The 14151-nt window shown below is 59.3% G+C and carries 15 protein-coding genes and 4 tRNA genes; 13 read left to right on the top strand and 6 right to left on the bottom strand.

Annotation, left to right across the window (positions count from 1 at the left end):
• The first annotated feature begins 74 nt into the window (after positions 1–74).
• The 3 genes from AB5Y71_RS16775 to djlA are packed head-to-tail and all read left to right on the top strand — an operon-like array spanning position 75 to position 2603.
• Positions 75–1085, top strand: coding sequence for an aminoglycoside phosphotransferase family protein (locus AB5Y71_RS16775; protein ID WP_368172047.1), 1011 nt, complete (start codon positions 75–77; stop codon positions 1083–1085).
• The gene (gene murU, locus AB5Y71_RS16770) at positions 1082–1750 is read left to right on the top strand and encodes an N-acetylmuramate alpha-1-phosphate uridylyltransferase MurU (RefSeq protein ID WP_368172046.1); all 669 of its coding nucleotides are present in this window, start codon (positions 1082–1084) and stop codon (positions 1748–1750) included. The genes AB5Y71_RS16775 and murU overlap by 4 nt, the downstream gene beginning before the upstream one ends.
• Positions 1751–1769: 19 nt before the next feature.
• Positions 1770–2603, top strand: coding sequence for a co-chaperone DjlA (djlA, locus tag AB5Y71_RS16765; protein ID WP_201911586.1), 834 nt, complete (start codon positions 1770–1772; stop codon positions 2601–2603).
• An 81-nt stretch (positions 2604–2684) separates the two neighbouring features.
• Here the strand turns inward: djlA and AB5Y71_RS16760 are convergent, their stop codons facing one another.
• The gene (locus AB5Y71_RS16760) at positions 2685–4136 is read right to left on the bottom strand and encodes an aminoacyl-histidine dipeptidase (protein ID WP_368172045.1); all 1452 of its coding nucleotides are present in this window, start codon (positions 4134–4136) and stop codon (positions 2685–2687) included.
• A 947-nt stretch (positions 4137–5083) separates the two neighbouring features.
• Here AB5Y71_RS16760 and gpt point away from each other — a divergent pair.
• The 5 genes from gpt to AB5Y71_RS16735 all read left to right on the top strand — a co-directional run bounded on the left by gpt (position 5084) and on the right by AB5Y71_RS16735 (position 10018).
• Positions 5084–5551 (top strand): xanthine phosphoribosyltransferase, encoded by a 468-nt coding sequence (gene gpt, locus AB5Y71_RS16755; protein ID WP_005339007.1) that lies wholly within the window; start codon positions 5084–5086, stop codon positions 5549–5551.
• 172 nt (positions 5552–5723) lie between these two features.
• On the top strand, positions 5724–6992 hold the full coding sequence (gene frsA / locus AB5Y71_RS16750) for an esterase FrsA (RefSeq protein ID WP_005349360.1): 1269 nt from the start codon (positions 5724–5726) through the stop codon (positions 6990–6992).
• A gap of 62 nt (positions 6993–7054) precedes the next feature.
• Positions 7055–7447, top strand: coding sequence for a sigma factor-binding protein Crl (gene crl, locus AB5Y71_RS16745; protein ID WP_005339003.1), 393 nt, complete (start codon positions 7055–7057; stop codon positions 7445–7447).
• A gap of 179 nt (positions 7448–7626) precedes the next feature.
• On the top strand, positions 7627–8730 hold the full coding sequence (proB, locus tag AB5Y71_RS16740) for a glutamate 5-kinase (RefSeq protein ID WP_005358365.1): 1104 nt from the start codon (positions 7627–7629) through the stop codon (positions 8728–8730).
• 34 nt (positions 8731–8764) lie between these two features.
• Entirely contained in the window at positions 8765–10018 is a 1254-nt protein-coding gene (locus AB5Y71_RS16735) for a glutamate-5-semialdehyde dehydrogenase (protein ID WP_368172044.1), read from the top strand.
• An 85-nt stretch (positions 10019–10103) separates the two neighbouring features.
• On the opposite strand, the gene AB5Y71_RS16730 is transcribed toward AB5Y71_RS16735, so the two are convergent.
• Genes AB5Y71_RS16730 through rsgA form a run of 5 tightly spaced genes read right to left on the bottom strand, consistent with a single transcriptional unit; the run spans position 10104 to position 12938 of the window.
• Complete coding sequence (locus tag AB5Y71_RS16730; RefSeq protein WP_368172043.1) at positions 10104–10493, bottom strand: hypothetical protein; 390 nt, start codon at positions 10491–10493, stop codon at positions 10104–10106.
• 2 nt (positions 10494–10495) lie between these two features.
• Positions 10496–10747: a DUF2960 domain-containing protein gene (locus tag AB5Y71_RS16725; protein WP_005338984.1), complete on the bottom strand. Its 252-nt coding sequence runs from the start codon at positions 10745–10747 to the stop codon at positions 10496–10498.
• Positions 10737–11006 carry a VF530 family DNA-binding protein gene (locus tag AB5Y71_RS16720; protein WP_005338981.1) on the bottom strand — a complete coding sequence of 90 codons (270 nt, stop codon included), beginning with the start codon at positions 11004–11006 and terminating at the stop codon, positions 10737–10739. The genes AB5Y71_RS16725 and AB5Y71_RS16720 overlap by 11 nt, the downstream gene beginning before the upstream one ends.
• Positions 11003–11875 (bottom strand): archaetidylserine decarboxylase, encoded by an 873-nt coding sequence (asd, locus tag AB5Y71_RS16715; RefSeq protein ID WP_026034874.1) that lies wholly within the window; start codon positions 11873–11875, stop codon positions 11003–11005. The genes AB5Y71_RS16720 and asd overlap by 4 nt, the downstream gene beginning before the upstream one ends.
• A 28-nt stretch (positions 11876–11903) precedes the next feature.
• Positions 11904–12938, bottom strand: a complete 1035-nt coding sequence (gene rsgA / locus AB5Y71_RS16710) for a small ribosomal subunit biogenesis GTPase RsgA (protein WP_368172042.1) — start codon at positions 12936–12938, stop codon at positions 11904–11906.
• A 91-nt stretch (positions 12939–13029) separates the two neighbouring features.
• On the opposite strand from rsgA, the gene orn reads away from it, so the two are divergent.
• The 5 genes from orn to AB5Y71_RS16685 all read left to right on the top strand — a co-directional run bounded on the left by orn (position 13030) and on the right by AB5Y71_RS16685 (position 14150).
• Positions 13030–13575: an oligoribonuclease gene (orn, locus tag AB5Y71_RS16705; protein WP_042080584.1), complete on the top strand. Its 546-nt coding sequence runs from the start codon at positions 13030–13032 to the stop codon at positions 13573–13575.
• A 176-nt stretch (positions 13576–13751) separates the two neighbouring features.
• Positions 13752–13827, top strand: a tRNA-Gly gene (locus AB5Y71_RS16700).
• A 37-nt stretch (positions 13828–13864) separates the two neighbouring features.
• Positions 13865–13940, top strand: a tRNA-Gly gene (locus tag AB5Y71_RS16695).
• Positions 13941–13973: 33 nt separating this feature from the next.
• A tRNA-Gly gene (locus AB5Y71_RS16690) sits at positions 13974–14049 on the top strand.
• A gap of 25 nt (positions 14050–14074) precedes the next feature.
• Positions 14075–14150, top strand: a tRNA-Gly gene (locus tag AB5Y71_RS16685).
• The last annotated feature ends 1 nt before the right edge of the window (position 14151 follow it).

Here is a 14151-nt window from a genome sequence, read left to right as displayed (position 1 = left end):
AGCCGGCAATGATAAAGCATTATTGCGGCCAGGGCTAACAGCCAAGTGCTGCTTTCCACCTTGGTCCTCTACTTATGCACGATCGCGATTCCCTGCTATTGCAGTGGGCACGCCGTATTTCCGGTGATGCCAATCTTCAGTTGACCCTCATTTCCGGTGATGCCAGCTTCCGCCGCTACTCTCGTGGTGGTGGTCTTGTGTGGGTGGATGCCAATCCGAAAACCGAAAAAAATCATGAGTTTGTTCGTAACGCGGCCGCCTTGCAGGCGCGTCAGCTGTTGGCGCCAGAGGTGAAGGCGGTGGACTACGAACAGGGTCTGCTGGCGGTCAGCGACCTGGGTGATAACCAGCTGATCAGCTGCCTGAACGAGCACAACGTGCTGGCCTGGTATGGCAAGGCGATTGATTTGCTGCCCCGCCTGGGGGCGGTTGAACTGGCGCTTGAACCCTTCGATGCGGCATTTATGGCGCGGGAGAACAGCATTTTCCCCGAGTGGCTGCTTGGCCATCATCTGCAACTGACTCTGAGCCATGAAGAGCAGCAACTGCTGGACGCGACCTTTGCTTGTCTCACCGCCTGCAATCTGGCCCAGCCGCAGGGGGTGATGCATAGAGATTTTCACAGTCGCAACCTGATGGTGTGTGGCGGGGATACCCCCGAGAGCAGCCGGCTGGCCATCATCGATTTTCAGGACATGGTCATCGGGCCGCTTACCTATGACCTGGTCTCTCTGCTGAAAGATTGCTACGTGCGCTGGCCGGACGAGGTGATCGATGAAGGGATGCGCCACGGCTTTGCCACCCTGCAACAGGCGGGGCTGCTTGGCGAGCTCGATTATGCCAGTTTCCGTCGTGATGCCGACCTGACCGGCATGCAGCGCCACCTCAAAGCTGCCGGAATCTTTACCCGGCTCTATCATCGCGACGGCAAGTCCGGCTATCTCAAGGATATTCCCCGTACCCTCGGCTATGTGGTGGATGTCTGTCGCACTCACGGTAGCGCCTATCCGGTACTGGCCCGTTTTGGTCAGTGGCTGGAGCAGGTGGTGTTGCCGGGGATCGCCAACGCTGGAGTTAAATCATGAAGGCGATGATCCTGGCCGCTGGCCGTGGCGAGCGAATGCGCCCGCTGACTGACCTGCTGCCCAAGCCGCTGCTGGCGGTGGGGGGCAAGCCGCTCATCGTTCATCACATCGAAAAACTCAAAGCCGCTGGCGTGACCGAGTTGGTCATCAACCACGCCTGGCTTGGCCACAAGCTGGTCGATAGCCTTGGTGATGGCAGTGCGCTTGGCGTGACCATCCACTGGTCAGCCGAGGAGAGTGCGCTGGAGACCGCGGGCGGCATTGTGCAGGCGCTGCCGCTGCTGGGCTCTGAAGCCTTTTTGGTGATCAACGGCGATACTTGGCTCGATCTCGATTATCACACTCTGGTCAGCCAGCCCCTTGGCGATGATTTGGCCCACCTCTGGCTGGTGCCCAATCCGCCCCAGCACCCGAACGGGGACTTTGCCCTGCAAGGGGGGCGAGTCATGGATACGCCAGCGTTTACCTTCAGCGGGGTCGGACTATATGATCCGGCGGCCTTTGCCGGTCTCGCGGGCGGTGCCCGCAAGCTGGCGCCCCTGCTCCGTGACTGGATGGCGCAAGGGCGGGTGGGCGGCAGCCTGCTCGCTGGCGAGTGGCGTGATATCGGCACGGTCGATCGACTGCGCGAGCTGGATGACCAGCTCCAGGCCCGCACTCATTAACTTCAAGAGGTCTTGAACCATGCGTATTTGGGGTAAGGTGCTGGGCGCCTTCTTCGGTTTTCTGCTCGGCAATATCATCGGCGCCCTGATTGGCCTCTGGATCGGCCACCGTTTCGACCGTGGCATGGGGCTGCAGGGGGCGTTTCGTCGCGGTCCGAGTCAGGAGCAGCAAGCCGTCTTCTTCCATGCCACCTTCTCGGTGATGGGCCATATCGCCAAGTCAAGCGGCCAGGTGACCGAGCAGGAGATCCGGGTTGCCTCCAACCTGATGGATCGGATGCGGCTGGCGGGCGAACAGCGTGCCCGGGCGCAGGAGTCGTTTCGTCTCGGTAAGGAGGCCGACTTCCCGCTGCGCGAGACCCTGGCCGAGTTCCGCCGTGCCAGTCTGGGGCAGCGCGATATCCTGCGCTTCTTCCTCGAAGTGCAGTTGCAGGCGGCCTTTGCCGACGGGCAGGTGGAGGAGGGCGAGCGCGCCATTCTGCATACCATTGCCGACGAGCTGGGTTTCAGCCGCATCGAGTTGGCCCGCATTCTGGCAATGGCCGAGGCGCAGATGAACTTCTTCAATCAGGCCCATGGCCAGTATCAGGGGGGCCATTCCGGTGGTCAGCAGTATCGGCAGGCGGCACCCTCTGCGGATCGCCTCAAGAATGCCTACCAGTTGCTGGGGGTGAGCGAGAGCGACAGCGATCAGGATATCAAGCGCGCCTACCGCAAGGAGATGAGCAAGCATCACCCGGACAAGCTGGCCGCCAAAGGGCTGCCGCCGGAGATGATGGAGATGGCCAAGGAGAAGACCCAGGAGATCCAGCAAGCCTGGGAGTGGATCCGCGAGGCCCGCGGCATCCGTTAAGCGCCAAAATCTGGCTGTAACAGACAATAAAAAGCCCCGCAGCAGTGCGGGGCTTTGTTTTGCCGTGTGGCGCAGGCCGGGTTATTTGGCCGGAATCGCTTCCAGTACGTGCACCAGCAGTTGCCAGAAACGTTCGACCGCCGGGATATGTACCTTCTCGTCAGGGGAGTGGGCACCGCGGATGGTCGGGCCGAAGGAGACCATGTCCCACTCCGGATAGGCGCTCTTGAACAGACCGCACTCGAGACCAGCGTGGATCACCATCACGTTGGGCATGGTGCCAAACAGGGTCTGGTAGCTGTTGCGTACCAGCGCCATGACGGGGGAGTCCACGTTCGGCGCCCAACCCGGGTAGGCACCGGTGAATTCGCAGCTGGCGCCTGCCAAGGTGAACAGGGAGCGGGTCATCTGCTCGATGCTCTCGCGGCCGGAGTCAATCAGGGAGCGGATCAGGCACTGGACGTACACTTCGCCATCCTGAGTCTTGATGACCCCCAGGTTGGTAGAGGTTTCGGTCACGCCGGGCATAGCATCGCTCATGCGCATCACGCCGTTCGGGCAGGCCATCAGGGCATCCAGCAGGCGCTGCTGCAGGGAGACGCTCATCAACTTGGCCGGTTTGGCGGCGCTGTTAACCAGCACGGTCAGGTTCGGCTCGGTGGCGGCCAGTTCGGTCTGGTAGATCCCGGTGTAGCGGTCAACCAGCGCCTTGAACTCGTTCACGCTGGCAGCGGGCACCTGCAGGGTGGCACGGGCTTCGCGCGGGATGGCGTTGCGCAGAGTGCCGCCGTGGATCTCGGCCAGACGAACACCCAGCAGCTCGGCTGCTTTGAGCAGACGCACCAGCAGCTTGTTGGCATTGCCACGACCGCGATGGATATCGCAACCGGAGTGACCGCCACGCAGCCCTTTTACGGCCAGTTCGAACGCTTCACCTTCAGCAGCATCAACCAGCTCGAGCGGGAAGCGGATATTGGCATCCACACCGCCAGCGCAGCCCATATAGACTTCGCCATCCTCTTCGGAGTCGGTGTTGAGCAGAATTTCGCCCTCCAGCCAGCCCGCTTCCAGACCGAAGGCGCCGGTCATACCGGTCTCTTCGTCTGTGGTCAGCAGCACTTCCAGCGGACCGTGCTTGATGGTCTTGTCAGCCAACACAGCCAGGCAACCGGCCATACCGATGCCGTTGTCGGCACCCAGGGTGGTGCCGCGGGCAGTGACCCACTCGCCATCGACATAGGCATCGATGGGATCGGTCGCGAAGTCGTGTTTGGTGTCGGCGTTGGCCTGCGGCACCATGTCGATGTGGGCTTGCAGTACCACGGCTTTGCGGTTTTCCATCCCCGGGGTGGCCGGTTTCTTGATGATGATGTTGCCGACCTTGTCCTGCTTGACCGCCAGACCTTCCCCTTGAGCCCATTGGATGATCCAGGCGCTCAGTTTGGCTTCATGTTTGGAAGGGTGGGGGATGGAGCAGATCTGTTCGAAGAAATGCCAAATCAGTTTGGGAGAGAGAGAGCTAAGCTGTGCCACGTCGGGACTCCTTACCAGCACGGAATTAACAGGGCCCCATCAGCGGGCCGGGGAAGAGGATAACGATAATACAGTCAATCACACAAAAATGTGAGCAATCAGCGCAAATCGCAGGCAGCTTGTGCTGGCTGATGGCAACCAGGCAGTACGATCGTCAGGTTCGGACGACGCAGACCGATAGAAAAGAAAATATGTGACCTATCTCACAAAAATATTGAATTTAACGCACCGACTGGTAAATTAGTTCTCGTGGTTCGCCACCCGTCAGGATGACGATGAAAGCCTCCAGGGAACCGAAGCAAAGCAAGTGCGCCTCCATGGAACCGAGTGTTCGTTCAAGGATTTGAGCCCGCATTAAAGGTACGTAACTTGTTAAGCAATCAGGAGTTTCAATATGCCAGGCAGCAACTCAACCTATTGGTTTGCCCCTTCTTTGTATACCCAGGGTTTCAGCTACCCTAACCCCTTCGTCACTCGTCGCTAAGACGAGCTGCCCAACTAGGCAGAGGCGAGAAAGCAGCAGGTGCGTGAGGTAAATCCTCCCCCTGCTATTTTTTTATCTGCGATTTGCCGCACGGCCCATCTGGACTCGGCAGCAGGGACGGCAGGTTAGTCGTTTGGCGCTCGAGATGTGCCGAATGGAGAGGGGGATGCCGATTTTTCCTGTTTTTGGCATACGTTTGCCAGGCATTTTCTCTGCAAACGGTGCTATCATATCGGCCCAACAGCCTGTCCGCGGTTTGGACACATCATCTAACCGATCGCCGGATAAGCCCATCTTGCTTCCATTGTTATCAGATTTGCTGCCGAGGCTTAGCCCTGAGGCAGCCGAAGTGCAATCTGAATTCAGTCGGGCAAGGGCCGCCATTTACTGGCATCCGCAGGGAGAATCGCGGGTGTTTTTATTTTAAGTGATTGTTTTTAAATAACTATTCGAGATCGATAACATGCCGAAAAAGTTCTATGTGTCGTGGGACAACCTGCAACGTGAAGCTCGCCGTCTGGCCCGTCGTCAGCTGCCTGTCAGCCAGTGGAAAGGTATCATCGCGGTCAGCCGTGGTGGTCTGGTGCCCGCAGCCCTGATGGCCCGTGAACTTGGCATTCGTAATGTGGAAACCCTCTGCATCTCCAGCTATGACCATGACAGCCAGCGCGAGCTGGTGGTCGTGAAGGCTGCCACCACCGCCGGTGACGGCGAAGGCTGGTTGGTGGTGGAAGATCTGGTGGATACCGGCACTACCGCCAAGGCGATCCGCGAGCTCTACCCGAAAGCCAAGTTCATCGCGATTTTCGCCAAGCCGATGGGCGAAGCGCTGCTGGACGATTTCGAAGTGGCGATCCCGCAGGATACCTGGATCGAACAGCCGTGGGATATGGCACTGGAGTTCGCCACACCGATCTGCGACGAAAAGTAACGGGATCGGGATGTGACGCTCACTGCGTCCATTGGTCGCAACCGGCAATAATGGTTTCACAGGGCTCCAATTTGGAGCCCTGTTTTTTTGTGTATCAATCTGTTGCAGGGTGGCTGATGGGCAGTAAAAGTGGTTAAGATGAGCTATTGCCTGATATGAATGGGATACTATCTTGGACTTGAACGAAGACCTAAACCTGACCGAACAGCTCTTTACCCGCGTCAAGAAGGTATTGGAAACATCCGAGATCTCCAACTCCAGTGCGGCTGATCTGGCGCAAGCCGAGTCAGACGAGATGTTTATCGACGGATCCATGTCAAAGAGCTGGTATCGCCTGCTGCGCCGCCCCTCCTGGACTTGGCAGGGGGCTGATCCCATCGAAGTGGAGCAGACCCTGGCCCGTATCGCCATGGCGACCGGCGAGCGCACCCACGATTGCTATCTCGATACCATCAAGGGCTATGTGCCCGGCAACTGGATCTACGAGTGGAGCCAGGTGGCTGGCAACTATTTCAAGCAGGGCCGTGAACTGCGCGAGAAGGGTGATCCTTCTGGCGCCTTGAAACAGCTGCTCAAGGCGGTGCGCTACTACTCCATCGCCAGCTATCCCCATCTCAAGGATGACGAGCTGGCGGATCAGGCCCAGCTGCTCGGCAACATGGCCTATCGCGAGGCGGGTCGCCTGTTCAAGGTGCCGCTCAAAGAGATCCAGGTGCCTTTTCGCGGCAAGCATATTCAGGGTTATCTCCACCTGCCGACGACCGAAAAACCGGTGCCGTTGGTGATCATCAGCGGCGGGATCGACTCCCTGCAGCTCGATTTCCTCAACTTCTATCTCAAACGGCTCGAGCCCAACGGTATCGGCATGCTCTCCCTCGATATGCCCGGGGTCGGCTATGCCGAGCATTGGCCGCTGGTGCAGGATACCAGCCGCCTTCATCAGGCGGTGCTCCATTACCTTTCCGAAGTGGCCTGGGTCGACCATCAGCGTATCGCCATGGTGGGGATGCGTCTGGCGGGCAATATCGCAGCCAGACTGGCCTTTATCGAACCGTTTAAGCTGCGGACCGTGGTTTGTGTCGGCGCCGGGGTCAATCAGGTGTTTACCAATCAGGAGCTGTTTGCCAAGTGTCCGCGCATGATGCGGGACAGTCTGGCCAACCGGTTGGGGGCGGATGCGGCGCAGTGGGACGGCATGCGTACCAAGTGCCAGGTTTTTTCACTTAAAACACAAGGATTACTGGGGACTCGCACCTCTGTGCCGATATTGAGTATTGGACACAAGCGAGATTTTATTTGTCCCGAGCAGGATGTACGGGCATTGGCGGCGGCCAGTCGTAACGGCAAGGCCATCGTATTCGACAAACAGCCTTTGCTGGAGGTGTATGACAAGGCGCTGGACGAAATCGTCGAGTGGCTGAAACAGCATTTGTGTACCTGACATTGCGCTAAAGAACTGACGCCATCCCGAGGTGGCGCGGCTTGTTTAACAGGGAGGTTAACATGTCTGAAAGAGTGACCTACAAGCGACTGCTGAGGCAGTTTGCTGCCATTGGCCCCTATTTGCGCGAAGATCTCTGCGAAGAGGGGCGTTATCGTTTCGACTGCCTGTCGGTCTGTGTCAGCGCCAAGCCGGCGCCGGACAAACGGGAGTTCTGGGGCTGGTGGCTGGTGCTGGAGCAGGACGATCACCATTTCCGTTACCATTATCAGCTCGGTTTCTACAATGCTGATGGTGAGTGGCTGGACAAGCCGATCCCCAAGAAGCACCAGGTAGAAGTGGAGCGGACCCTCAACCGTTTCTACAAGCTCATCAGCGACAAACTGACGGCTCTGGAGTGTCAGTTAGCGCCAGCTGATCAGGTCACCAATGAGTTGACCGTGACCGCCGCTTGATCCCTGATGCCCGGCGAGCAGCATCCCGCTGTTTGCCGGGCTATCAGTCAGCCATCTCCCCTTCCGCCCGCAATCATCCGGGCCTTTGCTTCATCTCCTCACCCCGGCGTTAATTGCCTTGCAGGGCTCCATGGCCGTGGGTATAAAGATATTCCTTACTTTTTAGCCTTTATGCTCCCATGGAAAACAGAACCATAGTCGTCAAGTTGGGCACCAGCGTGCTCACAGGGGGGTCTTCCCAGCTCAATCGTGCCCATATGGTCGAGCTGGTCAGACAGTGTGCGGCCTTGCACCGTCACGGCCATCGGGTCGTGGTCGTCACATCAGGGGCTATCGCCGCCGGGCGTGAACATCTGGGTCACCCGCCACTGGCGCCAACCCTGCCCAACAAGCAGATGCTGGCGGCGGTTGGTCAGACCCAGCTGATTCGGGTATGGCAGGATCTGTTCAACCTCTACGGTCTGCATATCGGCCAGATGCTGCTGACCCGCGCCGATCTGGAAGATCGGGAGCGCTACCTCAATGCCCGCGACACCATGCGCACCCTGCTTGATCACCGCATTATTCCGGTCATCAACGAAAACGATGCGGTGGCGACCGCCGAGATCAAGGTCGGCGACAACGACAACCTCTCCGCACGGGCCGCCATTCTGGCGGATGCGGATCTGCTGATCCTGCTGACTGACCAGAAGGGGCTCTTTACCGCCGATCCGCGCACCAATCCCGACGCCCAGCTCATTGAAGAGGTACAGACCATCGACGATACCCTGCGCTCGCTGGCGGGTGACAGTGTCAGCGGCCTCGGCACCGGCGGCATGGCTACCAAGCTGCAGGCCGCCGATGTGGCGCGCCGCGCTGGTGTCAACGTGGTGATCGCGACCGGCCAGATGCCGGAGGTGATTGGCCGTCTTGCCAAGGGCGAGCGGATTGGCACCCTGTTCCCGGCGCTGGCCTCCCCGCTGGAAGGGCGCAAGAGCTGGATCCTGGCAGGCCCGCCCCCTCACGGCGAAGTGCATGTGGATCAGGGCGCTGTCGCCGCCATGAAGGAGAAAGGCTCCAGCCTGCTGCCCAAGGGGATTGTGGCGGTCAAGGGCGACTTTATTCGAGGCGATGTGGTGCGCATTCTTGATCCCAAAGGTGCCGAGTTGGCGCGCGGTATCTGCCGTTACGACCATCTGGAGCTGGAGAAGTTGCGTGGCGTCCACTCGGATCAGATTGAGCAGGTACTGGGCTATGGATATGGTTCAGTAGCCATCCATCGAGACGATATGGTGCTGCTCTAATCAGGGCGGCACGGCATGAACAAAGGGAAATGAGATGAGTCTGGAGAAAATGGGGCAGGCGGCCCGAGAAGCCGCCTATCAGCTGGCCACCATCAGCACGGCGCAGAAGAACCGGGCGCTGGCCGCCATCGCCGACGAGCTGGAGGCACGCAGCGAGCAGATCCTGGCAGCCAATGCGAAAGATATCGCCGCCGGCCGTGAGGCAGGCTTGTCAGAAGCCATGCTGGATCGCCTGCTACTCAATCCGGCCCGGCTGGCCGGTATCGTGGCGGATGTGCGCAAGGTAATTACTCTGGATGATCCGGTCGGCGCCGAAATGGATAGCCGGGTGCTGGAAAATGGCCTGCGGCTCTCTCGTCGTCGGGTGCCCATCGGGGTTATCGGCGTCATCTACGAGGCGCGCCCCAACGTCACCATCGATATCGCCAGCCTTTGCCTCAAGACTGGCAACGCCAGCATATTGCGTGGCGGGCGCGAGACCTTCCACTCCAATCTGGAGCTGGTGCGGGTGATCCAGCATGCCTTGGCGGCCTCCGGTCTGCCCGAGGCGGCGGTGCAGTACATCGACAACCCGGATCGGGCGCTGGTCGGCGAGTTGCTGCGCCTAGACCGCTATGTGGACATGATCATCCCCCGTGGCGGTGCCGGCCTGCACAAGATGTGCAAGGAGAACAGCTCCATCCCGGTCATCATCGGCGGGTTCGGCATCAGCCACATCTTCGTCGACGAGAGCGCCGATGTGGTGCGCTCTCTGGCGGTCATCGACAACGCCAAGGTGCAACGCCCCTCCGCCTGCAATGCCCTCGATACCCTGCTGGTGCACGAGAAGGTGGCAGCCACCTTCCTGCCGCAACTGGTGACGCTGATGAACGAGCGCAAGGTGACGCTGGTGGCCGCGCCCAACGCCATAGCGCTGCTGGCGGGTGCCGACAACCTGTGCGAGGCTGGGCCGGAGGATTTCGATACCGAGTGGCTCGGGCTGACCCTGGGGGTCAAGTTGGTGGCAGGCGTCAACGAAGCGCTGGCCCATATGCGCGAGCACAACGCCGGCCACTCCGATGCCATCCTGACCAACGATCTGGCCAACGCCGAGCGTTTCGTCAATGGCGCCGGTTCGGCGGCTGTCTATGTCAACGCCTCCACCCGTTTCACTGATGGTGGCCAGTTTGGTCTGGGCGCTGAAGTGGCGGTGTCGACCCAGATGCTGCATGCCCGTGGCCCCATGGGGTTGACCGAGCTCACCAGCTACAAGTGGGTAGGGCAGGCCGATTACCTCAGCCGCGCCTGATAACCGGTTGTGTCAGATACAAAAATGCCGACTCTTGGGTCGGCATTTTATTTGGTGGATATCGGGAAGATATCAGGCGCTCGGGTTATTCCCCGTGATAGAGCGCCTTGTCACCGTGCTTGAGCACATAACCCTTCCAGATAAAGAGGGTGTAGCCGCCGCCCTGCCACGACCAGTTGCCCTCCGCACCTTGACGGGTCAGCGCAAGCAGCTCGCCGCTTGGTAGATGCAGTTCGGCCTGCGTCTGATCGGCATTGAACAGCACGAAGGCGCTGCTGGTCTGGCTGGCATCGGTTGGATTGAGCCGGATACCCTCTTCAAACAGGCGCACACATTTGCCAGTCAGCGCTGACCACTGATAGCCCGCACTGCCGATACAGCCGTGGCTGTCGCGATCGCCGCCCACCAGATGTTGTTCCGGTGTACTGCATGCCGCCAGCAACAGAGAGGCGGCCATCAGGGTCAAGGTGCGCATGGTTACTCCTGCAGATCCCGTTCGATGACGATGTTGGAGAATCCCAACTCTTTGAAGTAGTTCTCCTGATAATCCTTCACGCTTTTCTTGTCACGGCGACAAACCTGAGCCAGCTGGGCCTCCATGGCGTGAAAACTGGTGAGGTCCAGCCCTTCGGCAGCGGCGATGGCGTCGTAGATGCTGCGGAACTTGTCGTTCGCGTAGCCGATCTCTTTGGCCTGTTTTTTATAGGTGTAGGTAATCTTAAAGGCCATCTTGCCCTTCCTTCTTCGATTTGGCTTGCTTGCGCTGGACGTAGAGGTAGAGGCTTTCGACCTTCTCCCGGGCCCAGGGGGTCTTGCGCAAGAACTTCAGGCTGGACTTGATGCTGGGATTATCGGTGAAGCAGCGGATATTGATCTGCTGCCCCAGCTCTTCCCAGCCGTAGTATTCGACCAGCGCGGTGACGATGGCTTCCAGCGTCAGCCCGTGCAGCGGGTTGTTCTTCTGCGAGGCGTTCGGTTGTTCGCTCATGCCTGCTCCGCCAGCTTGGCAAAGGGCTGACCCATGCGGGTGGTGACCCCGTTGGCCAAGTGAGGTTCGAAACCGGCCAGCATGCCCGGGCCAAACAGGCAGACGACAGTACTGCCCAGTTTGAACAGACCCATCTCGGCACCTTTTTGCAATGTAATGGCCTCGTCTCCGGTGTAGTCCCAGCGCACCACCTTCTTCTCTTTGGTCGGCGCAATGTTGCCGGCCCAGATGGTCTCGATGCTGGCCACGATAGTGGCACCAACCAGTACCAGCGCCATCGGGCCGTGCGGGGTGCGGAAGGTGGCTACCACCCGCTCGTTGCGGGCAAACAGGTTCGGCACGTTCTCGGCGGTGAGCGGGTTGACGGAGAAGAGATCCCCCGGCACGAACACCATGCTCTCCAGCACACCGTCCAGCGGCATATGGATGCGGTGATAATCCTTGGGCGCCAGATAGATGGTGGCGAAGTCGCCATCCTTGAACGGCGCCACCAGATCCTCATAGCCACCCAGCAGTTCGCGGGCGCTGTAGTCGTGGCCCTTGGCTTGGATGATGCGACCTTGCTGGATGGGGCCGAGCTGGCTGACGGTGCCATCCACCGGCAGCGCCAGGGTCATGGCATCTTCTACCACCGGGCGGATACCGGGCTTGAGTTCGCGGGTGAAGAACTCGTTGAAGCTCTTGTAGTGGGCCGGGCTCTCGTGCAGCGCCTCGCTCATGTCGACCTGATACTGCTTGATAAAGGCCTCGATCACTTTGGTGGTGATGTTGCCCGCTTCGGCGGCGGCAAACTTGCCGATCAGACGGGAGAGGGCGTGCTTGGGCAGACAGTATTGACCGGCAATTTTCAGGTTGTCAGTAATGCTCATGTTCATCATCAACGTAGGTTTATTAGGGTCACAGGCGCGCTTGCTGGCGACCGTGACGGGCTTCCTGCATGGTTTCCAGGATGCGGTGATAGTTGTGGAAGCGATCGGCGCTGATGGCGCACGCGTCGACCGCGGCGCGCAGGGCACAGCCGGGATCGTCCTTGTGGGTACAGTCGCGGAACTTGCAGCCCCCCAGATAGTCGCGAAACTCGACGAAGCACCAGGTGATGCGGTCGGCTTCCAGATGCCAGAGGGCGAACTCGCGGATCCCGGGGGAGTCGATGAGATCGCCACCGCTCGGGAAGTGGTAGAGTCGCGCCGTGGTGGTGGTGTGCTGGCCGAGCCCCGAGTTTTCGGAGATCTCGCCGGTCAGTACATCCAGCCCCGGCATCAGGGCGTTGGTGAGCGAGGATTTGCCCACCCCGGACTGGCCAACGAAGATGCTGATCTTGTCGGTCAGTGCGGCTTTAAGCTCATCCAGCCCTTCGCCGCTCTTGCAGCTCACCAGCAGCACCTCGTAATTGAGTTTGCGATAGGTTTCGAGCTGGCTTTCGATGCGCGCTCTGGCGGCATCATCGAGCATATCGACCTTGTTCAGCACGATGAGGGGGCGGATCTCCACATCCTCGGCAGCCACCAGATAGCGGTCGACGATGTTGGTGGAGAACTCGGGCATCACCGCCGAGACGATGATGATCTGGTCGATATTGGCGGCGATGGGTTTGACCCCGTCGTAGAAGTCCGGCCGGGTCAGTACCGAGTGGCGTGGATGCACCGCCTCGATGACGCCCGCTGTCGCGGCATTGAGGCCGGGACGCCACACCACCTTGTCGCCACAGACCAGACTGCTGATGCTGCTGCGCCGCAGGTTGCTGCGGTGGATGGTGCCATCGACCGCTTCCACGTCTGCGTGCTGACCAAAACGACTGATCACCACCCCTTCGATGGCGGGGCCAAACAGGGTGTCATCCACCACTGTGGTGTGATCTTTTTGCAGTCGCCGTTCGCGGTTGGCCTGGACGCGCCTTTGTTGACCCAGATTGAGTTTTGCTTTCTTTGCCACTCGATTCGCCAGTTTATGAACAGATCCAAAGCCAGTATGATACATGCAAATTGGCAAAATTCCGCCATTCCTCCCAATAGAGAGAGCAATCATGACAGTCAGCGCGCAGAACCTGGTATGGATCGACATGGAGATGACGGGTCTCGACCCCGAAGAGAACGTGGTACTGGAGATTGCCACCATCGTCACCGACAAGGATCTGAACGTACTGGCCGAAGGGCCGGTCATCGCCATTCATCAGAGTGATGAAGAGCTGGCCAAGATGGACGACTGGAACGTCAACACCCATACCAAGAGCGGTCTGGTGGCCCGGGTCAAGGCGAGTCAGCACGATGAGGCGAAAGCCATTGCCGAGACCCTCGAGTTCATTCGCCAGTGGGTGCCGGAGCGCACCAGCCCGCTGTGCGGCAACAGCATCGGTCAGGATCGCCGCTTCATGGTCAAGCACATGGCCGAGCTGGAAGCCTTCTTCCACTACCGCAACGTTGACGTCAGTACCATCAAGGAGTTGGTACGCCGCTGGCAGCCGGAACTGCTGGATCAGTTCAAGAAGAGCGGCACCCACCAGGCGCTGGATGACATTCGCGAATCCATCGCCGAGCTGCAGTTCTATCGCAGCCACGTCTTCAAGATCTGATTCCCGGCAAGGGTTTGTCATACGCTGGCTGCTAAAATCGACAGTTCGGCCAGCTTTTGAGCGAACGCGCGCAACCAGACAAAAAGCCCTTGCAATTGGAATGACTGCTCTTATAATTCGGCTCCCGTACAGTAGCGCAAGCAACCAAATGCTGTACGGCCTGTTTTAAGGTAGTTGCGGGAATAGCTCAGTTGGTAGAGCACGACCTTGCCAAGGTCGGGGTCGCGAGTTCGAGTCTCGTTTCCCGCTCCAAAAATCTGATGATGACACTGGTGCAAACCAGCCCGATGCGGGAATAGCTCAGTTGGTAGAGCACGACCTTGCCAAGGTCGGGGTCGCGAGTTCGAGTCTCGTTTCCCGCTCCAATCATCAGCCAGCCTCAAGACAACCAAATTGTTGCGGGAATAGCTCAGTTGGTAGAGCACGACCTTGCCAAGGTCGGGGTCGCGAGTTCGAGTCTCGTTTCCCGCTCCAAAAAATTTGTAAGTGATATTCCGATGCGGGAATAGCTCAGTTGGTAGAGCACGACCTTGCCAAGGTCGGGGTCGCGAGTTCGAGTCTCGTTTCCCGCTCCAA

The organism is Aeromonas sp. R9-2, assembly GCF_040908025.1.
In the GTDB taxonomy this organism is placed as follows: domain Bacteria; phylum Pseudomonadota; class Gammaproteobacteria; order Enterobacterales; family Aeromonadaceae; genus Aeromonas; species Aeromonas veronii.
The sequence above is the reverse complement of the archived record's forward strand: the minus strand, read 5'-3'. Positions and strand labels throughout refer to the sequence as shown.